This window comes from Erythrobacter sp. JB2-19 (assembly GCF_057365005.1).
The window spans coordinates 2,491,790-2,515,108 of sequence record NZ_CP200290.1; the positions used below are offsets into that span (position 1 = coordinate 2,491,790).

Here is a 23,319-nt window from a genome sequence, read left to right on the forward strand (position 1 = left end):
GGCATTATCATAAGGGTATGAAATCATATGAAGATTTCCAATCAGCTCCGGCTGAGCGCTGGCTCGTTCGCCGTCGGTTTAGCATTGGCATCGGTTCCGGCCGTTGCTCAAGATGCCGAAACCGATGACACCGCTGCTGGCAGTGAAGCCGAAACGCAAGGCACGATTATCGTTACTGGTACCCGTGTTTCTAACCCCAACCTCGAGCTCTCAAGCCCAGTTGCCGTTGTTGGCGAAGGTGAAATCCTTCTGCAACAAAGTAGCGGTGTTGAAGAAGTTCTCCGAGAGATCCCTGGCGTTGTTAACAGCGTCGGCGCCAACACCAATAACGGTAACGGCGGTTCTACCCTGATCAACCTTCGCGGTATTGGCTCGAACCGGAACATCTCGCTGCTGAACGGCACGCGCGTGATCCCGTCGACCACAACTCTCGAAGTCAATCTCGACGTGATACCAGTTGCGCTTCTGGAACGTGTTGATGTGCTGACCGGCGGTGCCGGCTCGACTTATGGCGCCGACGCTATTTCGGGCGTGATCAACTTCATCACCAAGCGTGATTTCGAAGGTGCTGAGCTCAACATCACCAACAACATCACGGAAGAAGGCGATGGCAACGTTTTCCGTGCTGACCTTACCCTTGGTGCCAACCTCGAAGACGGCCGCGGCAACGTAGTCTTCAACGTAGGCTACACCAATCGTGATCCGTTGCGTCAGGGCGATCGCGACTTCTCAACCTTCAACATCAGCTCGATCAGCGGCAATCCCGGTGGTTCATCTACGACCACCCCAATCCGCTTGTCTGCCGCTGGCGGCGCGAGCGGCCTGTTGAACAATATCGGTATCGATCCGGATACGGGCAACGAAGTCAACAACGGCTTTGTGCAGCTCAATCCTGCCACCGGAGGTGTCGAGCCAGGCTTCACGCCGTTCAACTTCAACCCGTTCAACTACTTCCAGACTCCGCTGGAACAGTATCGCATCTACGCTCAGGGTAACTATGAAGTTAGCCCGTCGCTAGAGTTCTTCGGCGAAGCGATGTACGTAAACAGCACAGTTGAAACGAACGGCGCTCCCTCGGGAACGTTCGGAGTTACGGCCGCTATCCCGCTGTCGAACCCGTTCTTGCCTGATGCATTGGTCGATCAGATCTGTGCACGTGACACCGTTCTCTTCCAAGCTGCGACCGCTACTACGCCTCAGCAGAGCGCTCTTGGTGTTGTAGAACCATTCCTTGATCCAGCAGCCTGCGCTGCGGCTCGCGCAGCAACCGATCCGAACGATCCAAACTTTACAACGACAAACCTTACATTGGGTCGCCGTTTTGTAGAGTTCGGTGAGCGGCTTTCGGTTCGAGAAACAGATGTGTTCCAAATCAAGGCCGGTGCGCGCGGAGATATCAGTGACAATATCCAGTACGAAGCGTTCTTCGCCTACGGTGAAAGCGAGCGTACTCGGCGTCAGTCAGGCAACGGCCTGCGTTCGCGACTGATCCAGTCGCTCAACGCTGTCAGCACAACCGAGTGCATTGACCCAACTGGTGGCTGTGTCCCGATCAATATCTTTGGCGACACTGGCACGATCCAGCCTGAAGCCATCGCATTCATCGATACCGGCAACCAACAGTCGAACTTCAACGAACTGCTCCAGGTTGGCGGCTTTATCTCCGGTGAACCAGGCCTTACCCTGCCATGGGCAGAAAACGGCGTTAACTTCGTGCTGGGCGTAGAGTATCGTGACTACTTGGCCGGTACTGCTTCGGACGTCGCATCGCAGACTCCTTCAGAAGTTCTCGGTAACGGCGCGGCCGCTGTCGACTTCACAGGTTCATACGATGTGTCGGAAGTCTTCGGGGAGCTTGTCATTCCGGTTGTTGAGGGCGCGTCATTCGCTGACGAGCTGACCCTGCAATTGGGTGGTCGTATTTCCGACTATTCAACCACGGGCACGGAATACACCTGGAAAGTTGGTGGCACATGGTCACCGGTGCCTTCGCTGCAGGTTCGCGGTAACTTCCAACGCGTGACACGTGCTCCGAACACTTTCGAGTTGTTCTCGCCACTGGTCACCGGTCTCGCAAACTTCTCAGCTGACCCATGTGCCGGAGGCACTCCGGCCGGTAACGCCGATCTTCGGGCAATCTGCCTTGCGCAGGGTGCCGATGCGAGCCAGATTGGTTCGATCATCGTCGACCCGGCTGGTCAGGTGAACGTGACATCGGGCGGCAACCCGAACCTGGATGCGGAAGACGCCGATACGTGGACCATCGGCATGGTGTTCCAGCCGGACTTTGCTCCTGGTCTCGTTGCGACGATTGACTACTACAACATCACCGTCACCGACGCGATCACACAGGCTACTGAAGATGACATCTTCGCGCTTTGTTTTGGCACAGACTACGCTCAAGGCAATTTCGCGATCGATGGCGCTTCGGCTGCTGATCCGAACTGCACCAGTATCCGTCGTAACCCGGCGACTGGTAACCTGTTCGGTGAACTGGCAACCACTCCTGGCCTGCCACAGCCTTTCTCCAACCAGGGCACCATCTTTACTGACGGTATCGACATTAACGTTAGCTACAGCACTGATCTAACCGCAGATATCGGATGGTCATCCAACTTTGCTGGTAACTGGACTGCGAATGAAGAATTCCAGTCGTCGGCAGTTGGCGTTAATCGTGAATGTGTCGGGTTCTTCTCGACCAACTGCGGTGGAGTCGGTTCGGGTGCTCTTAACCCGGAACTCTCGTTCAACTGGCGCAACACGTTCACTTATGATGTGCTTGCATTGTCACTAAACTGGCGTTGGATCGACAGCTTCGAAATCGAACCGGCCCAGGCAGGAAACTTCCAGCCTGAGTTCGAATCGATCGATGCATTTAGCTACTTCGATCTGACACTTCGTGCCGATCTGGACCCACTGACTGTTGTCGTTGGCATTCAGAACTTGCTCGACAAGCAGCCGCCAATCGTAGGTTCCAACATTGGTTCAACTGCCAACAACTCGGGCAATACATTCCCGTCGGTCTACGATATTCGTGGGCGGAGCTACGCAGTGTCTGCGAAGTTCGCATTCTAACTGTTGCTATAGGTAACACCCAAAGGAGGGGGTGGCGGTTTTCCGCTGCCCCCTTTTTTGCCCATCACCCAGTTCGCCAGGCAATTCAACTTTCCTGCCATCAGATTGAGCGCCGCCAGCAACACATCAACTGCCGTTCCAGAGCGGCAATCTTGGACGCCCAAAGTCGACTTTATTGCCTCCATTTTGCAGGTGATCTGCTATGTTGCAATTCTGATACACTGCGCGTTCATTTTCAAAAGTCGCGATGTAACGCTTCACATTCAAACCCAGAACGGTCTTAACTCAGTGCAGGAATAGCTGGCTTAGAGTCTTGGCGTTGCAGCGTCGAATTTTGGCTGGCTAGTACCTTATCGAAGGAGAGAACGTCATCGTAAAGTCGCACAACGCCTAGGCGATGAGTGCTTTCCTAAAAGAATGCCAATTATCGCATTCACAAAAAAGATTTGGACCAATCATAGGGGTATGAAACCAAATGAAAATCTCAACACAACTCCGGCTTAGTGCCGGATCGTTGGCAGTCGGGCTCGCGCTCGCATCAACGCCAGCATTTGCCCAAGATTCAGAGGTTGCGGAGGACGTAACCACTGAATCAGCCGAACTAGAGAATGAGCGCAGCATCATTGTTACGGGTTCGCGTATCCGCAATCCGAACATTGAAAACCTTGAGCCGACTCAGTTTATTGATGATGCGTATCTTCGTGATCGTAACTTCATCAACGCTGCGGACGCGCTGAACGACCTTCCGGCTATTCGGAACTCCGTCACGCCAGATGGCAACCAAGGTGAGTCAGGTGTTGGCGCCAACTTCATCAACATCTTCGGTCTTGGCTCACAACGCTCTCTGACCCTGATCAATGGTCGCCGCGTTGTCTCATCGAACTCACCCGCGAACAATGGTCTGGCTAACCCTGGCGTTCAGGTCGACTTGAATATTCTGCCAACCGCTCTCATCGAACGTATCGACGTCGTATCGATCGGCGGTGCACCGATTTATGGTTCGGACGCTATCGCCGGTACCGTAAACTTCATCCTCAAAGATGATTTTGAAGGTCTTGAACTTGGTGGCACCTCCGGGATCACCGAAGAGGGCGACAGCTTTCAGTACCAATTGACTGGTACCTTCGGCACAAACTTCGATGGTGGCCGTGGTAACGTTACTGCAACTGCATTCTATTCTCGCCAAGACGGTCTTCTCTCGAACCAGCGCGCAAACGAGCGTGCGGCGATTGCGGGCTGCTCGAACGCTGTCGGGATTGATCGCACAACGAACTTGAATCCGAATATCGGCGCTGACACGGGCGCGGGCGACGGCATCCCAGCGATTGTGCTTTGCACAGGCTTCGGTCTGCCTGGCATTACCCAAGGCGGTGTTGTCGATCTCACAGGCGGTGCTGGCTTCTTTGATCCGGCAGCTCGCGCAAACAACTTCGTTTTCAATCCAGACGGAACTCTGCGTCCGTTGGACCCAGGCACGCAAGACCGCGCGTTCTTCGGTCGTGACGGCGATGCTTTCCGCTTCGCTGACTTCGAGCAGCTGACATCTGATCTTGAGCGTTTCAGCGCTCAGGTTTATGCCAACTACGATCTGACCGATAATGTCGAGCTGTTCTTCGAAGGCATGTACTTTGAATCGGTAGGCACAAACCTTGTTGAGCAACCCGGTTTCAACACCTCACTGCTCGGCGGGAGCCTTGGTTCGGTATTCTTCCGCGCAGCCAACCCGTTGTTGACCGATCAGGCCCGTGGTATTCTTGTCGGGCTTGGCGACGATGACGCTGATCCGACCACTGAAAGACTGTTCGAGATTTCTCGTGTAAACCTTGACCTTGCGAACACTTCGACCAGCACAGAAAATCAACTGCTGCGTTTTGTTGGCGGCGTCCGTGGTGAGTTCGAAGTTTTTGGCGACCGTGCCTGGAACTACGAAGCGAGCTTGAATTACGGTCGTTCAAAGATCGTTGACCTTCGTCAGGACATCGACCTGCAAAATTACGTCAACGCACTCAGCGAGTGCCGTACGGACCTCGATTTCGTGGCATTCCCAGGTCTTGAGGCAACCAGAGGCATCCTTCCGATTGCTGACCCGAACTGTACACCGGTCAGCCTGTTTGGCTTCGGCACGGCGACGGATGAAGCGATTGACTACATCACATTCGAAAATCGTAACGTGTCCACACTCGAACAGTATGTCTTCAACGCCAACGTTGGTGGTGACCTGATCGAATTGTTCAGCAACCCAGTATCGTTCAACGTGGGTTACGAATTCCGCCGCGAAGAAGGTTTCTTCGATGCGTCTGAACCTGCAGAAGAAGGTCGCGGTCTAAACGCCGCAGTTTCTGACATTGGCGGTTCCTTCGAAGTCAATGAATTGTTCGGCGAACTTTTCGTTCCGATCATCACTCCTGAAAATGACTTCTTCATCAACCGTCTCGATGCCTTCGGTCGCGTCCGTTACGTCGACAACTCGGTGAATGGTAGCTTCACAGCATGGAGTGCTGGTGGTGCGTTCGGCATCATTCCGGACATCACCTTCCGTGGTAACTTCACCCGTTCGTTCCGTGCACCAGCGATTACTGAGCTCTTCGCTCCACAAATCGTCGTCCGCGGATTTATTGGTGATTTCTGTTCACCACAGAGCATCGGCGCTGGTGCTGTTCCCGAAACTCGGACAGCCAACTGTAACGCGTTCTTGGCACAATTCCCGGGCGCAACCCCGCTTCTGGCACAGAACGCTTCGGTTTCGCAGCTTACTGGTGGTAACCCGAACCTGCGCAACGAAGTAGCAGACAGCTTTACCTTTGGTGTGGTGATTGAACCACGTTGGATTCCAAATCTGGCGATCACTGTTGATTATATCGATATTGAATTGGCCGACCCGATCGTTAACCTGACAGGTGGACAGATCGCGGCAGCTTGCTTCGACAACTCGAACTTCGACACCACAGACACGGCAAATGCGAACCAGTTCTGTTCTCTGATCCGCCGTGATGCCAATGGTCAGATCCCTGACGATCCAGGCAACCCAGCTGTGACGACTGGTACCGTGAACGGTGCTCTTATTGAGTACTCAGGTATCGAAGGCACGATGAACTACCGTACCAGCCTCGACGGCATCGGCCTGCCAGGTGATATCGCTCTTCGGGGTAACCTCACCTATGTCCGTGAGCGTTTCAACTCGTCGACCGGTGTTAACGTGCAACGTATCGATGCTATCGTTGATGATCCCGAATTCCGTGGTCAAATCGGCTTGAATTACAGAGTTGATAACTTCGGTTTCGGTACCGTTGTAAACTATACTGGTGAGCAACTGGTTTCACGGTTCAACCGTGCACCCGGCCCGAACGACACTCGCGAGTTTGACCAGTACGAAGACTTCGTAACGGTTGACGCGAACTTCTCGTTCACCACTGAATCGGACTTCCGCTTCAACTTCAACGTGACCAACCTGTTTAACCGTCAGGGCCAAGAATACTTCGGTTTCTTGATCCCTGCTACGTTTACCGGTGCCGGTGGCGATCCATTCGGTCGTCGCTTCACCGTAGGCGTTTCCAAGTCGTTCTAATCAACGACAGGTTCAAACATGACCTAAAAGAAAGGGCCCCGGGAAACCGGGGCCCTTTTTTCTATGTGGGCAGTGGATTTTGGGCGTTCAAGCCTTCCTCTAGGGGGCGACTTGAGCAGGCAGCTAGAGGTCGCGGCCTATGAGAGCCGCACGCCCGGCCCCTCAGCCCGCCCCTAACTCTCGACGTCCATCTTCAGCTCCCCATCGCCTTCGTCGATCTTCACCGTCGAGCCATCCGGAACACCACCCTCCAGCAGCTTTTCTGCCAGCGGATCCTGTAGATAGCGCTGCACCGCGCGCTTCAATGGCCGCGCGCCATAGACCGGATCATAGCCCACCCGGCCCAGCCAGCGCAGCGCCGCCTCGGTCAGATCAAGTTCGATCTTGCGGTCCTTAAGCAGCTTTTGCACGCGCTTCACCTGGATCGCGACGATCGGCGCCATGTGCTCCATCGCGAGGCGGTGGAACAAGATGATCTCATCCAGCCGGTTGAGGAACTCTGGGCGGAAATGCCCGCGCACCACATCCATCACCTCATTTTCGACATCGGCCACCTTACCATCGTCGGGGAGGTTGGAGAGGAACTGACTGCCCAGGTTTGAGGTGAGGATGATCAGCGTGTTCGCAAAGTCGACAACCCGACCCTGCCCATCAGTCAGGCGGCCATCGTCGAGCACTTGCAGCAGCACGTTGAAGACATCGGTGTGCGCTTTCTCGACCTCGTCGAACAGCACCACCTGATAAGGCCTGCGCCGCACCGCCTCGGTCAGCACCCCGCCCTCGTCATAGCCGACATAGCCGGGAGGCGCGCCGATCAGCCGGGCAACCGAATGCTTCTCCATAAACTCGCTCATATCGATGCGGACCAGCGCCTGGTCATCGTCAAACAGGAATTCAGCCAGCGCCTTGGTCAGCTCGGTCTTGCCGACGCCGGTTGGGCCGAGGAACAGGAATGAGCCTAGCGGGCGGCCCGGGTCTTGCAGGCCGGCACGCGCGCGGCGCACAGCCTTGGAGACGGCAACAATCGCATCGGACTGCCCGATCACGCGCTTGCCAATGATCTCTTCCATCTGCAGCAGCTTGTCGCGCTCGCCCTCCATCATCCGCTCCATAGGGATGCCGGTCCAGCGGGCCACAACGCCTGCGATGTCCTCTTCGGTCACTTCTTCGCGCAGCAGCGCGTCTTCATTGAGGTCTTCGGCCTCTTCCAGGCGCTTCTCCAGCTCGGGGATCTTGCCGTAGGAAAGCTCACCGGCTTTGGCGAGATCGCCGACCCGCTGGGCCTGCTCCAGCTCTAGCCGGGCGGCATCAAGCTCTTCCTTGATCTTGCCCTCAGCCTGGATCTTATCGCGCTCATTCTGCCAACGTGTGGTCAGCTCCGCGCTCTCCTGCTCCAAATTGGCCAGCTCTTCCCGCAAAGCGACCAGCCGGTCCTTGGAATTGGCATCGCCTTCTTTTTCAAGCGCGCTTTCCTCGATCTTCAGCTGGATGATCCGGCGATCAAGCTCGTCGACCTCCTCCGGCTTGCTCTCCACCTCCATACGGATGCGGCTCGCGGCCTCATCCATCAGGTCAATCGCCTTGTCGGGCAGGAAACGGTTTTGGATATAACGGTTCGATAGCTGCGCCGAGGCAACCAGCGCACCGTCGGTAATCCGCACGCCGTGGTGCAGTTCATATTTCTCTTTCAGCCCGCGCAGGATGCTGATCGTGTCCTCGACGCTCGGCTCATCGATATAGACCATCTGAAAGCGCCGCTGCAGCGCCGGATCTTTCTCGACATATTTCTGATACTCATCAAGCGTGGTCGCACCGATGCAATGCAGCTCGCCGCGCGATAGGGCAGGCTTCAGGAGGTTGGAGGCATCCATACTGCCTTCACTTGCACCCGCCCCGATCAGAGTGTGCATCTCGTCAATGAACAGGATGATCTGCCCATCGGCGTTCTTCACTTCGTCGAGCACAGATTTCAGCCGCTCTTCAAACTCGCCGCGATATTTCGCGCCCGCGATCAGCGCGCCCATATCGAGCGACATCAGCGTGCGCCCCTTCAGGCTGTCCGGTACATCACCATTGGCGATACGCAGCGCTAGGCCTTCTGCAATCGCAGTTTTGCCCGTGCCGGGTTCGCCGATCAGAGCCGGGTTATTCTTGGTCCGCCGCGCCAGGATCTGGATCGTCCGGCGGATTTCCTCGTCCCGGCCGATCACCGGATCCAGCTTACCATCGCGCGCCGCCTGGGTCAGATCGCGAGCGAATTTCTCCATCGCATCGTAAGAGCTTTCGGCATTCGCGCTGTCGGCTTTGCGTCCGCCGCGTAGCTGATCAATGGCGGAATTGAGGCTTTGCGGAGTCACGCTTGCGGCCTTCATCGCCTCACCAGCGGCACCCGATGCGAGTGACAGAGCGACCAGCAGCATTTCGACCGTCACATAGCTGTCCCCGGCCTTCTCTGCGATCTGCTCCGCATTATCGAGCACGCGCACAGTGTCATTGTCGAGACCAGGGGTCTGCTGAGCGCCGCCGCCGGTCACAACCGGGATCTTGCCCAGCCCTTCGTCGACCTGGCTGACCGCCAAGCCAGCCTCTCCGCCCGCACGCTGGATCAATCCTGCTGCCATGCCCTCTTCATCTTCGAGCAATGCCTTCAGCAAGTGCAGCGGCGTAATCCGCTGATGGTTCATGCGAATCGCAACAGTCTGCGCGCTTTGCAAAAAACCCTTGGCCCGGTCGGTGAATTTCTCGAGATTCATAAAAGACCCCTCATTCAAAAATTAGCTGCCCTCAAAAGAGGTGTATTACTAGACTAGGTGGGTTCCCACCGGCGCTTTGCAAGTCCTGTATGCGACACCGCTTCGCAGTTGACCTTGTCTGGCATGCGGGCGATGCTGGGGCAAATATTGTCCCGGGAGAGGCACGTCGATGAAATGGTTTAAGCGCAGCGCGGCGACGCTGCTGGTATTGCTGATCGCGGGCTTTATTGGATTGGCGACGTGGGAGCCGTTTTTTGCCACCTCCGCTGAGGCTCCGGAAAAGAACCAATACAGCGCTGAAATCATTCGCGATGAATTTGGCGTGCCGAAGATTTACGGCAAGACCGATGCCGATGTCGCCTTTGGTGTGGCGATTGCTCAGTCAGAAGATGACTTTTTCACACTGCAGGATGTCGCGGCTATGTCTCGCGGACGCTACGGCGCGATTGCGGGCGAGGAAGGCGCGCAGTTCGACTTTGCTTATCACCTGCTCGATGCCCGCGGCACGGCGGACCGGCACTATGACGCTTTGCCAGCGGACACTCGCGCCTTGTTTGAAGCCTACGCCACCGGCCTCAACCAATATGCGGCGGACAATCCCGGCGAGGTGAAGCTAGCAAATCTGTTTCCTATGAACGGCAAAGATGTGGCCGCCGGATTTGCCCTGCGCCAACCGTTTTTCTTTGGGCTGGGCAATGTGATCGGGCCGCTGGTTGCTGGAGAGGAGCTGCGCCGCGAGTTTGGCCCCGACATTCCCGGCTTTCCCCGCGCGCCCGGACCAAGCAATGATGCACCGGGAGAGGCGCAAGCTGAGAGCGAACAGACCTCCTACCGACCTCACCCCTTGCCCGCCGCGGGCGATGATGCCGGATTGCTGGGGTCCAACGCCTTTGCCGTAACGCCGGACAAGTCGGGCGGGCCGACAACACTGATCTCGAACTCGCACCAACCGCTGCGCGGCGGGGTCGCGTGGTACGAACTGACAGTGGAGAGCGAGGAAGGTTGGCATTTCACCGGGGCCAATTTCCCCGGATCGCCCTTCCCATTCCTTGGCCATAACCGGCACCTTGGCTGGACCAATACGGTCAACCGCGCAGATATGACCGATATTTACGAACTGACCCTGGACGAGAGCGGCACGCGGTACGAGCTCGACGGTGAATGGCGCGATCTTGAAAGCAAGACCGTGACCCTGCCGGTGAAGCTCGGCCCGATCACCCTGCCTGTACGCCGTACGGTGCATCGCAGCGTCCACGGCCCGGTCATCATCAATGACAAGGGCGCCTTTGCGATCCGCTATGGCGCGATGGACAGCCTCGATCAGCTCGACGCCTATTACCGCCTCAACAAGACGACCGATCTGGAGGAATGGCAGGCGCAAATGGCGCGAATGGACATTCCCAGCACCAATTTCATCTATGCCGATAAGGCGGGTAACATCGCCTATGTCTACAATGCGGCGATCCCGGACCGGCCAGAGCTGGATGAGGTAGAGGCCAATTGGCGCGGCGTTCTGCCCGGCAATCGCAGCGATCTAATCTGGGAAGGAACGGTGAGCTATGAGGAACTGCCCAAGCTGATAAACCCCGCGTCCGGATGGCTCTATAACTCCAACAACGAGCCCTTCACTGCGGCGGGCGCTGGCAGCGACCTCGATCCGGCGGATTTCTCGCCCGTTCTGGGTGTCGAGCGAAAGCAGACTAACCGCTCGCGCCGCGCGTGGATGCTCTTGTCTGAGGCGGGCGTTCTCGATCGCGAAAACCTGGAGCGGATAAAATATGACGTGACCTACGAGCGCGCGGGCTATGTCGCGGATTTGTGGGATGCGGTGGAGGCGCTCGATCCGGCGGGCGACGCCGGCCTTACCGAGGCGCGCGATCTGCTGCTCAGCTGGGATTTCACCGCCGACAGCGAAGGCCCGGCCGACGCGCTCGCTCTGCTGATGATCCGAGAATATATGTCGGCCGAATATCAGAACAAAAACGACGCGCCCGACCCGCGCGAATTCCTGTTGGAAAAGCGTGCGCATCTGATGGAGCACTTTGGTCGGATCGACCCGCCCATGTCAGAGCTGCTGCGTTTGCGCCAAGGGGATGTTGATCTACCGCTAGATGGCGGGTCCGACACTTTGCGCGCCTCCACCACCTGGCAGGTAGATAATGACGGTCGATTGTCGCTGGTTCACGGCGACAGCTTTATCCAATGGGTTGAGTGGCCAACCGATGGCGGGCGGGTGTTTTCACGCTCGGTCCAACCGTTCGGCGCGGCCATCACCCGGCCAGACAGCCCACATTACACCGATCAGATGCAATTGTTCGTCGATCATCAGTTGAAGCCGGTGTATTTCTGGCGCGACGACGTGATCGCCAACGCCGCCCGGCGATATACCGTTAGCAATTGAGCGCAATCATGCTTATTTGCTGACTATTCAAAATGATCGGGTCAAAACGATCAGGTTAAAACCATAAGGCCAATTTCAAGCACAGCTTCTTTGGGGACTATTATGCTTTCGCGTTTCACCACCACCACTTTCACCGCCATCGGCCTCGCGCTGGCAGCAACCACAGCCGCGCCTGCTATTGCGGATAATCATGCCGCAGCCTCCGAGGCGACCAGCGACCTCAGCGATCTGGTTTCCCAGGTTGCCATTCCGTTTGAGGAATTTGAGCTTGAAAACGGGCTGACCGTGATCGTTCACGAAGACCGCAAAGCGCCGGTAGTTGGTGTTGCCGTATGGTACAATGTCGGTTCCAAAGACGAGCCTAAGGGTCAGACCGGCTTTGCCCACCTGTTTGAGCACCTGATGTTCAACGGCTCTGAAAACGCGCCGAACGACTATTTCCAATATCTGCAGGAAATGGGCGCTACCGACTACAACGGTACAACCAATTTCGACCGTACCAATTATTTCCAAACGGTGCCCCGCCCCGCGCTCGAACGCGCGCTGTGGCTGGAAAGCGATCGCATGGGCTATCTGCTAGGCGCAGTGACGCAGGCCAAGCTCGATAACCAGCGCGGCGTGGTGCAAAACGAGAAACGTCAGGGCGACAATCAGCCGGGCGGCCTCATATTCTACGAGATTCTCGACACAATGTTCCCCGAAGGTCACCCCTACAGCCATTCTGTGATCGGCTCGATGGCTGACCTTGATGCGGCGAGCATGGAAGATGTGCGCAATTGGTTCCGTGACAAGTACGGTCCGAACAATGCAACCCTGGTGCTGGCCGGCGATATTTCCGCCGCCGAAGCGCGCCCGATGGTCGAAAAATGGTTTGGCCCGATCGCGCGCGGCCCGGTCAACAGTCCAGCAGAGGCCGCCGTGCCGGTTCTTGAAGAAGACGTACGCTCGGTCATGAAAGACAAGGTCGCAGCGACCACCGTCAACAAATATTGGGCGGTCCCGGGCATCACCTCTGACGAGCTGACGGCGCTGAACGTGGGCGCCAGCGTGTTCGGTGGGCTGTCCTCCAGTCGCCTTGACGAAATTCTGGTGCGTGAAGAGCAATTGGCCGTTGGCGTATCGGCGGGTAATTTCGACTTCCAGCGCGTCGGTATCCTGACCGTCAGCGCCACTTTGCGTCCGGGCGTAGAGCTCGCCACGCTGGAGGCGCGCCTTGATGAGCTGATCGCGGAATACATCGCCGAAGGTCCAAACGCAGACGAGGTGCGCCGCGCAGCGACCAGCTCCTTGGCTGGCACCATTCGCGGCCTTGAGCAGGTTGGCGGCTTTGACGGCAAGGCGGTAACCCTCGCGCGGGGCGAAGTGCTGGCCAGCGACCCAGCGTTTTATCGCACCCAACTGGACGTTCTCGCCACGCTGACACCAGCCGACGTCAAAGCAGCAATGCAGCGCTGGATGACCCGCCCTGCCTTTACTCTTGTGCTAGAACCGGGTGAGCGCGATGGAAGTTATGAAGAGGCAGCTTCGGTCGCGGCTGCAGATGCAGCCACCGATGAAGCGCCAGCTGATGACACTCTAACCGTTTCGGTTGAGCGCCCAACGCCGCCAATCGATATGGTAGCAGAGCTCGATTTTCCTGATGTGCAGCGAGCGACCTTGGCCAATGGTATGCAGGTCACCTACGCAAAGCGTGATGCCGTCCCTGCGACCTATGTCACCTTGTCATTCGATGCAGGTAATGCGTCTGATCCCGCCGGCAAAGACGGGCTTGCTGGCCTGACGCTTGGCCTGTTTGACGAAGGCACAGCGGCAATGTCCTCGCAAGATATTGCAGAGGCACGCGAGCGTCTCGGCGTCAACATTGCTAGCAACACCAGCGCAGATCGCTCCACCTTCCAACTTTCCGCGCTCTCCGCGAACCTCACTCCATCACTCGACCTGATGTCGAAGATTATCCGTGAGCCAGCGTTTGATGCGAGCGAGCTGGAGCGTGTCCGCGCCCAGACCATCACCGGGATCAAACAGCAGATGAATTCGCCGCAAGGTGTGGCGGTGCGCGCGATTGGCCCGGAAGTGTTCGGCGCTGACAATCCTTACGGCAACACCAGCACGGTTGAGAGCGTCAGTGCGATTAGCCGCGATGATCTGGTTACGTTCAAGGACAGCTGGATCCGGCCGGATAATGGCGAAGTCTTCGTCATCTCTGATCGTCCGCTGGATGAGATCGTCACCTCGCTCAACGCAGTGTTCGGCGATTGGACCGCTCCGGCAGAGACTAAGGGCGCTAAGAACTTTGGAAATGTCGCAGAGGCTGAGGGTAATCGGATCATCCTGATCAACCGTCCGAACTCACCGCAAAGCTTCATCCTTGGGGCTCAGCTAACCCCATTGGATGCAAGCGATCCGGCCTATGTCGATTTCACCAATGCCAACAACTCGCTGGGCGGCAACTTCCTCGCCCGATTGAACTACAATCTGCGCGAAACCAAGGGTTGGAGTTATGGCGTGCGCGGCGGAGCGCAGGCACGTGAAAACGCGGTGGTGTACCAAATCTCTGGCGGCGTTCAGGCCGATCGCACCGGCGATTCAGTGGCGGAGATGATCCGCGAAACCACTGAATTTCTTACCGCTAATGGCGTGACCGACGAAGAGCTTGCTCGCAATGTTGCCGCGGAAGTTGGTGAACTGCCCGGCCGATTTGAGACCTCTGCCGCCGTGCTGCGCGCTTTGCAGACCAACGCCCAGTTTAAGCGCCCGGACAACTACCATGAGACGCTGGTAGATCGCTATCGCGGCCAAACCAAGGAAAGCCTGGACGCCGCCGCACGCGCCGCGATCAGCGCTCACAAATTCGTTTGGGTTGTCGTTGGCGATGCCAGCGTCGTTCAAAGCCAGCTGGAGCAGCTCGGGATGCCTGTGGAGGTGCGCGAGCTGCCTTCAGCCGAATAATCGCATGAGGTTATGTTCAGCCACCAGGCCGCTCTGGCGATAGTGGTTGAACACTACTGACACGCGTGTAAATGAGGATGCCAGAGTTTCTGAGCACCCCGCTCAGTCAAGACCAACGGAGAATATTATGTCACTTTCAGGTAGCTATACCACCACCGTTAAAAGCCCAATGGGCGACCAAGCCGGCACATTCACCGTCGTCGACAATGGCGACGGCACGTTCAGCGGCAATATGGCCGGCGGAATGGGTTCGATGGATGTTGAGAACGGTAAGGTCGACGGCAACACGCTGACCTGGGAAATGAACATGACTGTTCCAATGCCAATGAAGCTTGAATGTGAAGCCACCGTCGAAGGTGATACGCTGGCTGGCAACGTCAACGCAGGCGCATTTGGCGCAATGCCAGTGACCGGCACCAAAACTGCCTAAGCCACTCGCGTAATAGCGAATACAAGGGGTCGTCGGAGCAATCCGGCGGCCCTTTTGTTTTGGAAAGCATCTGATACCTTACTGTTTTTCTGTGGGGGAGGAAGATCATGAGACAACGATTGAAAAGACAGAGTATGGGATTTGCAAGTCTAGCCGCACTTGCCATTTTCACGGCAAATCCGGCTTCAGTGGCGGCGCAAGAAGCCGAAGCTGCCCAGTGCGAGTTGCATATCTGGCCGAGTGAAGCCTTCACCAGCATCGGCTTCAATATGGGCACTCTGTTTCCCGGTTTTGATGAAGCCGAAGTTGAAGAGCAGTTCTATCAATTGGCCGGGCAGGAATTGCAGTTGAAGGCGCTTGAGAACAGCGACATCAAAGGCACTTTAGGCCTTCCAGCCACCACGCAAGTCATCGTCCACGATAAGCTGGAGGATTATAAGGTCACGAAGAAGCGCAAAGAGCGACGCGCGCCTTCGGCGGCTCCGTGCTACTATGAACTTCATATCGGTTTTCATTACCTCGTCGAAGACGTCGTATGGGGCGATCGGTTCGCCAGCTATTTCGATTTCCGCCAATACAGCAATACCGATGAGTGGGATTTTCGCTACAAAGGCGAAGGCGCAAACAAGATGACGGCATTCCCCGTATCTGAAGAAGAAGATCTGGAAAGCATAACCGCAGAAATTCGCGTCGGGATCGAGCAGAACTTTGCCGAATATGCGGTCAAGGCGCGCAAGAAGATGGCCCGGAAAAGGCGGAAATAGAAACCGAAAACCGCCGCTGAATCTAAAGGCATTGGAAAATTATGCCTCAAGATTGTCGGATATCGACAATCTTGCCTGCCCGTGATGCGCTATATCCTTTGCCAGAGCGGCAATGCCGCAAGCGGGGAGGTCAGGCGTTCATGCTAATCAAGTTCGCATATCGTATCGCAGCGATCCTATCGAAAATTTCGCCGGGAATCGCGCGCTGGATCAATGGTTTTGCGATTGGCCGCCTGGTCAAGAAAACCCGCAGCCGCCCGCAGCCTTGGAGCACGCTAAGCGAGCATGTCAGCTGGCGCGGCCTAACCGATCGCAGCTACAGCGCGCGGCACCTGCCCGCTGTGACCATTCCTGATTTGCCAGACAGCGCGCGGGTCGCCGATCTGTTCCGCGTGCCCGATGGCGAGGAACAGCGGCTATGCCCCAAATCAACCTGCCTGTTTCCAGCTTTCGCGCAATATCTCACCGACGGTTTCATCCGCACGATGATCTCCAACAATTTTTCCACTGGCGAGAGTTTTGAAGACCGCGCACGCAACACCTCCAATCACGAGATTGACCTGTGCCCGCTCTATGGCCGCACCCAGTCGCAAGTCCATGCCCTGCGTACCCTGTCTCAGGTGCCTGGCAAGCGCGGCAAGCTCAAATCTGAGATCGTTAATGGCGAGGAATATCCGCTGCGCCTGTTCCAACCCGGCGGTATGGAGTTCAACCCGGAGTTTGTCGGCGAGGATGGTGAGCCTTTGCTCGATACGCCGCTGGGCATTGATCACACCACGTCTGAAATGCGCGAGACCCTGTTCGCGGTAGGCGGCGACCGCGCCAATGCCGCACCGCAAGTGACCATGCTCAACACGCTGTTCCTGCGCGAGCACAACAGGCTGGCTGATATGATTGCCTGCAGCCATCCCGACTGGAACGATGGCCGGGTGTTTGACGCCGCGCGCGCCTGCAACACCGTCATCTTCATCAAGATCGTGGTTGAGGAATACATCAATCACATCAACTCGACTCCGCTGATGCTAAAGGCTGATCCCTCCGCCGCGTGGAATGCAGAATGGAACAAACCAAACTGGATCAGCGCCGAATTCAGCCTGCTCTACCGCTGGCATTCGCTGATCCCGCAGATGATGGTCTGGGCCGGAAAGAAACTGCCCGGCGGTGCCTTGCGGCTCAACAATGCGGCGGTGCTGGAACATGGGCTGGCGAGCGCCTTTGCCGATATCAGCGCTAATCAGGCGACTGAGCTTGGCCTGCACAACACCGCGACATTCCTGGTCGATGTGGAGGAAAGTGCAGTCAAGCAAGCGCGGCACAATGATATCGCGCCCTTTACCCGCTATCAGGCGGTCTTTGGCGAGGAACCTGCGAGCAGCTTCGCCGATATCACCCGGGACCGCGCGCTGCAGAGCGAACTGGAAAGTCTGTATGGTAGCGTCGACCGGTTAGAGTTTTACACCGGCCTGTTTGCTCAGCCGCGCACCAAGGACGGCCCACTGCCATCGCTACTACAAACCATGGTGGCGGTGGATGCGTTCTCACAGGCTCTCACCAACCCGCTGCTCTCAGAGCACATCTGGGGCGACCCGGCGGTCCGCCGGGATACCTTCACGCAGGAAGGCATCGAGGCGATCGAGGCAACATCCACCCTACACGATGTCCTGACCCGCAATGCAGAGGGGCTTGATGGCCGCTTTGTCGGGATGACCCGCGAAGGCTGGAGACCAGGGCAGGAGTAATCGGCTACGATCACCGCAAGCGACTTTTAGGATTGCATCGCCAATAAAAGCATGGAAATATTTCCCTGGGAATAGGGGGAAATATGAAGAATACACCACGCATTGCACTATCCGCGATGGCGCTCGCCATCACCGTTTCCGCATCCGCACAGGAGGCAGAAACAGCACCAGAGGCTAATGCCGCAGAGCCAACTTGCTCGCTGCATGTCTTTCCGACCATCGAAGGCCAGGCACAAAATATCGGCCTGTTTGGACCAGGTCTGATTAACCAGGCGATCAACAGCGACAAAAACATCTCGAATGCCGAGTATATGCGCGAGGCATTGAGTCCGCGTTTTCAGGTTGAATCGTTCAAAACGATTGACCTTGCCGAAGCTGTCGGCCTGCCAGATGGCACCGAAGTCATTTATGAAGTTCCCATTGCGGATCGCGACATAACGACAAAGGTCAAAACACGTCTGACTGACAGCAATGCCGATTGTTACGCCGAGCTTATCGTGACGCAGAACCTCTATCAGAAAAAAATGATTTATGGCCGATCACTCAACAACCGGTTTATCTTCAAGGATTTCCGGGGCGGGCTAGAAAAGACTAAGATGATTAAAGGACGCGGCGGCAATGGCATTAGCCACTTCCCGCCAAAAACCGTTGAAGATCGTCCTGCCGCCGATGCAGATTTGCAAAGAGCATTCCTTGCCAACTTTGACGAATATGCAAAACGTTTCCGGTAAGCGCAGCATGCTAGGGGTGCGTTTGGCACTCGGCCTTCTTGCCGCATGCAGTGTTCAGCCCGCGTTCGCGCAGACTGAACGTTACATTGCCGCAGAAGACCGGGTGACAGAGCCCGCACGACCGATAGCTGTAATCGTCGCTCAGGAAGAATTGGCCACCAGCATAGAATTGGGGCGCATTGTTCCCAATGAAGGGGGTTTGCTCGGTGCTCTTGTGGATAGGACCCCCGAGAGGCTGGCACAAAATGCTGCTGCGAAAGCTTACGGCTTTGCTAGCCCATTGAGAGAGGCCCTAGGCAAATTTGATGCTGCGCCGTTGGCGCTGGCCGCGACCAAGCAAGCGCTTGTCCAATCAGACTGGTTTGCAGCCCCGACTCCGCAGGCCTATTCCGGCAGTTCCATGGCGATAACGACCGAAAACCCGCGGGCCGCTGAGGGCGATACAACGGTCAGCATGACCTTTAATATCGGGGCATTCGGCAATGAAGCGAATGACAGTATCGGTGCGATAAACTGGAAAAGAGAGAGTGAACGCCTCGAGCAGGAGTTCGCCGCAGCCCATACGGGCGCGAAGGAACTGGCGATCATCAGCTGGCGCTATCAAACGTCGGCTGACTTCACCAATATGCAGGTGATCGCCGATATCGCCATCAGAAGCCCCAAGGCACCTTTGCGCCAATATCAACAGCAGTTGATCAGCGTGGTGAAGCTACGCCGTCCGACTTTCGTCGAAGAGGACAATGTGGCTATCTGGGCAGCGAATGATGGGGCCTTGGCACGTGAGGCGCTCGAAATGGCATTTGCCCGCGCTGGCGAGGTGCTTCCAGCCGTGCTCGCGCTTGATGAGCAAGGGTACAAGAACGCGACGAACAAGAAGAAAAACCCTCGGGCAACAGGGGCGAATTTTTCCGGCCCTCAATTGCTGCGCGATGACAAGGGATCGGTCTTTTTTGCCAAAGATGGCGATCAACGGCTTCGCGCATTTGTAGCGGTTCAAACCATCCGCAATTGATCCGACAGACTGAGCGGTTTTTCGATCAATGAGACTTCGCCGAAAGGGCTTCCCAATTTAAGTCTAAGCCCTTTCGGCGGTGTTCTTTTCCATCTTTCGTGGACAGGCTTCTAAAACCTACCCCAGCTTATCCTTCAGGATTTGATTGACCACGCCGGGATTGGCTTTGCCCTGCATCGCCTTCATGGTTTGTCCCACGAAGAAGCCGAACAGCTTGTCCTTGCCGCCCTTATATTGCTCAACCTTGTCCTCGTTATTCGCGAGGATTTCGTCGATCGCGGTCTCAATTGCGCCGGTATCGCTAACCTGTTTTAGGCCTTCGGTGTCGGCAATTTCTGCCGGTTCGCGCCCGGTTTTCAGGACGATCTCATAGATCTCTTTCGCCTGACCACCGCTGATCTCGCCCGCATCCTGCATCTTCAGGATCGCGGCCTGAGCCTCTGCGGTTGCGTGCTCAGCATTGGCTTCATCGCCGAGCATTTTCATCACGCCCGGCGCCACTGACAGCGTCCAGTTCGCAACCTGGGTCGCGACCTTTGCATCTGGCTTGCCAATCGCGCCTGCGGCCGCGCCGAGCAAAGTTTCAAAGCGCGCAAATGTCTCCACCTCGGCGGACAGCTCGCGCGCATTATACGGCGTCAGACCAAGCTCATCGGTGTAGCGCGTGCGCTTCGCATCGGGCAGCTCTGGCAGGCTAGCACGGCATTCTTCGAGGAAGGAATCCTCAAGCTCTACCGGCAGCAGGTCCGGATCGGGGAAGTAGCGATAATCATGCGCGTCTTCCTTGCTGCGCATGGTCCGCGTGGTGCCGGTGGCAACATCGAACAGGCGGGTTTCCTGATCCACCGTGCCGCCGCCCTCGATCACATCGACCTGGCGGCTGGCCTCATATTCGATGACCTGCATGACAAAGCGGACGGAGTTCACGTTCTTCGTTTCGGTCCGGGTGCCCAGCGGATCGCCCGGCTTGCGCACAGAGACATTGACGTCGGCCCGCATAGAGCCTTCCTCCATATTGCCATCGCAACTGCCGACATAGCGCAGGATGCTGCGCAATTTGCGCACATAGGCGCCCGCCTCTGCGGGGCTGCGCATATCCGCCTTGGAGACGATTTCCATCAGGGCAACGCCGCTGCGGTTGAGATCGACATAGGACATGGTCGGGTGCTGATCATGCATCAGCTTGCCCGCGTCTTGCTCTACGTGGATGCGCTCAATCCCGATGACTTTGTCTTCCGGAATGCCCGCTTTCTCATCGGCTTCAACCAGCAGCTCGCCCTCGCCCACAATCGGGTGGTAAAGCTGGGAGATCTGATAGCCTTGCGGCAGATCGGCGTAGAAGTAATTCTTGCGGTCAAAGCGTGACCATTTGTTGATCTCAGCCTTGATCGCCATGCCGGTGCGCACAGCCTGACGGATGCATTCGGCATTGGGCACAGGCAGCATGCCGGGCATGGCCGCATCGACCAGGCTGACCTGCGTATTTGGCTCCGCGCCAAATTCGGTCGAGGCCCCTGAAAAGAGCTTGGAATTGCTCGTCACCTGCGCGTGCACTTCGAGGCCGATTACGACCTCCCATTCGCCCGTTGCGCCCTGAATGCGGTAGTTACTCATCAATCCTCCGATGGCTCGTCAGCGGGCCATTGCGCCGATGACGAGTGCAAGAAAACCAGATTGCTCAAGCCGGGATAGCGGCTGAATTCTTCTGCTTTGCGATAGCCGAGCTCCTCTAGCAATGCCATTGCTTTTGCGCGATGTCTTTCCTCGATTTCGGCGAAAATTGGCGGGGTGCAGCGCGCGAGGGTTTCGGCCATGCCGTTGATCACGGCCAGTTCGTGCCCTTCGGCGTCGATCTTGATGAAATCCACCTGCGTTCCGGCCAGCACTTCGTCGCCGCGTGCCAGGGTAATGCCTTGCGTCTTGCCGGTGCCTTTGCCTGCGTGATCAATCCGCGCCGCGCCCAGATTATTGGTGGTGAAGGCAAGCTGAGCCTCGCCGTCCTCATCCGACAGGCCAAGGGGGTGAACAATGGTCTTTTGCGCAAGGCCATTGAGCGCAAGGTTGATTTCTAGCAGGGCCTGCGCCTCAGGATTGGGTTCAAATGCGATGATGCGGTCCGCACCGAGAGCGCTGCCGGCAAACACCGCGTGATTGCCGACATTTGCGCCGACATCGACGTAGCAGCCGCCGCTGAAATAGCGGGCAATGATGGCCAGTTCTTCCGGCTCATAGAACCGGCCGCGCACGTGTTCTTTCTGAATCAGGTCACGCTCATTGCTGACAAAGAAGCGCGCAGTGTGCTCGCCGTGGGTGACGGGCGCGATGACCCCGCGCAGCTCACCCGCTGCTTGCTTGCCCCAGCCGAGCGAGAACCCGGCATAGCCGCCGGTGCGCGCATTCGTCATCGGGCGGATGGTGAGGCCGCGCCTGCTCGCGGCGCCGCGCGCCTTGGCCAGCAGTTTGCGGATCATGGCGCGGCGTCCTCAATCAATTGCTTCATCGCTTTTGCCCAAACGCTCCAATCCAGGCGTTCCTCACTATCACGCAAAGCCGCCGCCGACAGCGCCCGATAACGCACGGGGTCATTAGCGAGCGCCGTGATGGTCGCCGCGAACTCCTCTGCCCCCGCGTCTGGCGGCAGGAGCAGACCGGTCTCACCGTGCTTCACCACCGTTTCCACCCCGCCTGTGGCAAAAGAGATGGACGGCAAGGCCATCGCCGCCGCCTCGGCGAACACCATGCCCAGCGCCTCTGCGCGAGTCGGCAGGATGAAGAGATGCGCGCCCGCGAACAGAGCCTCCAACTGCGCGGCTTCTGCAAGATCGCTCTTGTCGAGCCGCCCGTGGAAGCGGACATTATCTGGCACTGGCTCGCGCGCAGCGGAGGTCGCTACTCCGACGATATCGAGCATGCATTCGGTTCCGCGTCGAGCGAGCAAGCGTGCAGTCTCCAACGCGATCTCGCCGCCCTTGCGATCCCACGCAATGCCCACGAACAGCAGCTTTAGCGGGCCATCGGTTAGGGTACGGACCTGAGGCGCGGGCGGCTTGGCCATGTTTGGCCCCCATGGCAGCATGGCAATCTTTGCTGGATCAATTCCGAAGTCTCCGCTCGCCGATGCCGCTGCCCAATGCGAGGGATAGGTCAGCCACTGCGCCTGCTCCATCGCGGTGCGCTCCATCGCGCTGAACCCGCTGCGCAGCGACGGCCATAGGCGCTGCATCTCTGGGTAATATCGGGTCAGCGCGGTGCTGGTCGCATCGGAAATCAGGATTTGCCGAGTATCCTCGCTCAGCATGCCCGCGAGGCCAGAGGACGCGGCGGAAACGTAGACATCCGCATCGCTCTTTCGCAGCCGCCGCCGCGCAGGCGCGCTCGCTAGCCGGATCACCCAGCGCAGCATGCGAATGTCGATCCGCCCTCCGCTTAGCCGCAGGATCAGCCGCGCAAGTGGATGGAGGAAACGCGGGAATGGGCGGCGCTCAACATAGGTGACATCGCAGAGCTCGCGCAGCGCGCTCAGCGCAAAATACGGCGTACCGGACCACAATTTGATGTCGAACGGATCGCCGCCTGCGAAGAATGCGACTTTGGGCGAGCGTGTGGGGGTCGCAGCGAGCTGCGCCGAACCAGACGCCGGATTAGGCATCCCCGCTCGTGTCAGTGCCTGCGTCTTTTTCGCCCAGCTCAATGCGCTTCGCCGGTGTCGGATTTTCTGGCGGCTCGCCTACCCGGCCTTCAGGCTCATCAAAGGTCGAGACCTTGGGCAATGTCTTGCCGCTCTCGCTGTCAAAACGCGCCTCGCCGTGATCAATTGTCTTTGACAGATACATCACGACACCTGCGATGATAACGAAGGCCACCAGAAATAAGGTCGCAAAGATGACCGTGAAAAGCATG

General features: G+C 57.3%; 14 protein-coding genes. 9 read left to right on the top strand and 5 right to left on the bottom strand.

Features of this window, described 5'->3' with window-relative positions:
- Positions 1-27 precede the first annotated feature (27 nt).
- The gene (locus AC0V6O_RS12045; RefSeq protein ID WP_486144305.1) at positions 28-3,075 is read left to right on the top strand and encodes a TonB-dependent receptor domain-containing protein; all 3,048 of its coding nucleotides are present in this window, start codon (positions 28-30) and stop codon (positions 3,073-3,075) included.
- A gap of 475 nt (positions 3,076-3,550) precedes the next feature.
- Positions 3,551-6,640, top strand: coding sequence for a TonB-dependent receptor domain-containing protein (locus AC0V6O_RS12050; RefSeq protein ID WP_486144307.1), 3,090 nt, complete (start codon positions 3,551-3,553; stop codon positions 6,638-6,640).
- A gap of 173 nt (positions 6,641-6,813) precedes the next feature.
- On the opposite strand, the gene clpB is transcribed toward AC0V6O_RS12050, so the two are convergent.
- On the bottom strand, positions 6,814-9,393 hold the full coding sequence (gene clpB, locus AC0V6O_RS12055) for an ATP-dependent chaperone ClpB (RefSeq protein WP_486144309.1): 2,580 nt from the start codon (positions 9,391-9,393) through the stop codon (positions 6,814-6,816).
- 169 nt (positions 9,394-9,562) lie between these two features.
- On the opposite strand from clpB, the gene AC0V6O_RS12060 reads away from it, so the two are divergent.
- From AC0V6O_RS12060 to AC0V6O_RS12090, 7 genes are all read left to right on the top strand, one after another.
- Positions 9,563-11,794 (top strand): acylase, encoded by a 2,232-nt coding sequence (locus AC0V6O_RS12060; protein WP_486144311.1) that lies wholly within the window; start codon positions 9,563-9,565, stop codon positions 11,792-11,794.
- Between the two features lie 102 nt (positions 11,795-11,896).
- Complete coding sequence (locus AC0V6O_RS12065; protein WP_486144313.1) at positions 11,897-14,743, top strand: M16 family metallopeptidase; 2,847 nt, start codon at positions 11,897-11,899, stop codon at positions 14,741-14,743.
- Between the two features lie 127 nt (positions 14,744-14,870).
- Positions 14,871-15,173, top strand: coding sequence for a hypothetical protein (locus tag AC0V6O_RS12070; protein ID WP_486144315.1), 303 nt, complete (start codon positions 14,871-14,873; stop codon positions 15,171-15,173).
- 134 nt (positions 15,174-15,307) lie between these two features.
- Positions 15,308-15,937 carry a hypothetical protein gene (locus AC0V6O_RS12075; protein ID WP_472639507.1) on the top strand — a complete coding sequence of 210 codons (630 nt, stop codon included), beginning with the start codon at positions 15,308-15,310 and terminating at the stop codon, positions 15,935-15,937.
- Between the two features lie 140 nt (positions 15,938-16,077).
- The gene (locus tag AC0V6O_RS12080) at positions 16,078-17,676 is read left to right on the top strand and encodes a peroxidase family protein (protein ID WP_486144318.1); all 1,599 of its coding nucleotides are present in this window, start codon (positions 16,078-16,080) and stop codon (positions 17,674-17,676) included.
- 83 nt (positions 17,677-17,759) lie between these two features.
- Positions 17,760-18,407 (top strand): hypothetical protein, encoded by a 648-nt coding sequence (locus AC0V6O_RS12085; protein ID WP_486144320.1) that lies wholly within the window; start codon positions 17,760-17,762, stop codon positions 18,405-18,407.
- Positions 18,388-19,419 (top strand): hypothetical protein, encoded by a 1,032-nt coding sequence (locus AC0V6O_RS12090; protein ID WP_486144322.1) that lies wholly within the window; start codon positions 18,388-18,390, stop codon positions 19,417-19,419. The genes AC0V6O_RS12085 and AC0V6O_RS12090 overlap by 20 nt, the downstream gene beginning before the upstream one ends.
- A 117-nt stretch (positions 19,420-19,536) precedes the next feature.
- Here the strand turns inward: AC0V6O_RS12090 and gatB are convergent, their stop codons facing one another.
- From gatB to AC0V6O_RS12110, 4 genes are read right to left on the bottom strand one after another with little or no spacing between them, the layout of a single operon-like run.
- Positions 19,537-21,033 carry an Asp-tRNA(Asn)/Glu-tRNA(Gln) amidotransferase subunit GatB gene (gene gatB / locus AC0V6O_RS12095; RefSeq protein ID WP_486144324.1) on the bottom strand — a complete coding sequence of 499 codons (1,497 nt, stop codon included), beginning with the start codon at positions 21,031-21,033 and terminating at the stop codon, positions 19,537-19,539.
- Positions 21,033-21,890 (bottom strand): FkbM family methyltransferase, encoded by an 858-nt coding sequence (locus AC0V6O_RS12100; protein ID WP_486144326.1) that lies wholly within the window; start codon positions 21,888-21,890, stop codon positions 21,033-21,035. The genes gatB and AC0V6O_RS12100 overlap by 1 nt, the downstream gene beginning before the upstream one ends.
- Positions 21,887-23,068: a glycosyltransferase family 4 protein gene (locus AC0V6O_RS12105; RefSeq protein WP_486144328.1), complete on the bottom strand. Its 1,182-nt coding sequence runs from the start codon at positions 23,066-23,068 to the stop codon at positions 21,887-21,889. The genes AC0V6O_RS12100 and AC0V6O_RS12105 overlap by 4 nt, the downstream gene beginning before the upstream one ends.
- Positions 23,061-23,318 carry a hypothetical protein gene (locus AC0V6O_RS12110; RefSeq protein ID WP_486144330.1) on the bottom strand — a complete coding sequence of 86 codons (258 nt, stop codon included), beginning with the start codon at positions 23,316-23,318 and terminating at the stop codon, positions 23,061-23,063. The genes AC0V6O_RS12105 and AC0V6O_RS12110 overlap by 8 nt, the downstream gene beginning before the upstream one ends.
- Position 23,319 lies beyond the last annotated feature (1 nt).

Bases quoted from the DNA above. Each gene is read 5' to 3' on its own strand.
- AC0V6O_RS12045 (WP_486144305.1), top strand. From the start codon at position 28: ATGAAGATTTCCAATCAGCTCCGGCTGAGCGCTGGCTCGTTCGCCGTC.
- AC0V6O_RS12050 (WP_486144307.1), top strand. From the start codon at position 3,551: ATGAAAATCTCAACACAACTCCGGCTTAGTGCCGGATCGTTGGCAGTC.
- clpB (WP_486144309.1), bottom strand. From the start codon at position 9,393: ATGAATCTCGAGAAATTCACCGACCGGGCCAAGGGTTTTTTGCAAAGC.
- AC0V6O_RS12060 (WP_486144311.1), top strand. From the start codon at position 9,563: ATGAAATGGTTTAAGCGCAGCGCGGCGACGCTGCTGGTATTGCTGATC.
- AC0V6O_RS12065 (WP_486144313.1), top strand. From the start codon at position 11,897: ATGCTTTCGCGTTTCACCACCACCACTTTCACCGCCATCGGCCTCGCG.
- AC0V6O_RS12070 (WP_486144315.1), top strand. From the start codon at position 14,871: ATGTCACTTTCAGGTAGCTATACCACCACCGTTAAAAGCCCAATGGGC.
- AC0V6O_RS12075 (WP_472639507.1), top strand. From the start codon at position 15,308: ATGGGATTTGCAAGTCTAGCCGCACTTGCCATTTTCACGGCAAATCCG.
- AC0V6O_RS12080 (WP_486144318.1), top strand. From the start codon at position 16,078: ATGCTAATCAAGTTCGCATATCGTATCGCAGCGATCCTATCGAAAATT.
- AC0V6O_RS12085 (WP_486144320.1), top strand. From the start codon at position 17,760: ATGAAGAATACACCACGCATTGCACTATCCGCGATGGCGCTCGCCATC.
- AC0V6O_RS12090 (WP_486144322.1), top strand. From the start codon at position 18,388: ATGCAAAACGTTTCCGGTAAGCGCAGCATGCTAGGGGTGCGTTTGGCA.
- gatB (WP_486144324.1), bottom strand. From the start codon at position 21,033: ATGAGTAACTACCGCATTCAGGGCGCAACGGGCGAATGGGAGGTCGTA.
- AC0V6O_RS12100 (WP_486144326.1), bottom strand. From the start codon at position 21,890: ATGATCCGCAAACTGCTGGCCAAGGCGCGCGGCGCCGCGAGCAGGCGC.
- AC0V6O_RS12105 (WP_486144328.1), bottom strand. From the start codon at position 23,068: ATGCCTAATCCGGCGTCTGGTTCGGCGCAGCTCGCTGCGACCCCCACA.
- AC0V6O_RS12110 (WP_486144330.1), bottom strand. From the start codon at position 23,318: ATGCTTTTCACGGTCATCTTTGCGACCTTATTTCTGGTGGCCTTCGTT.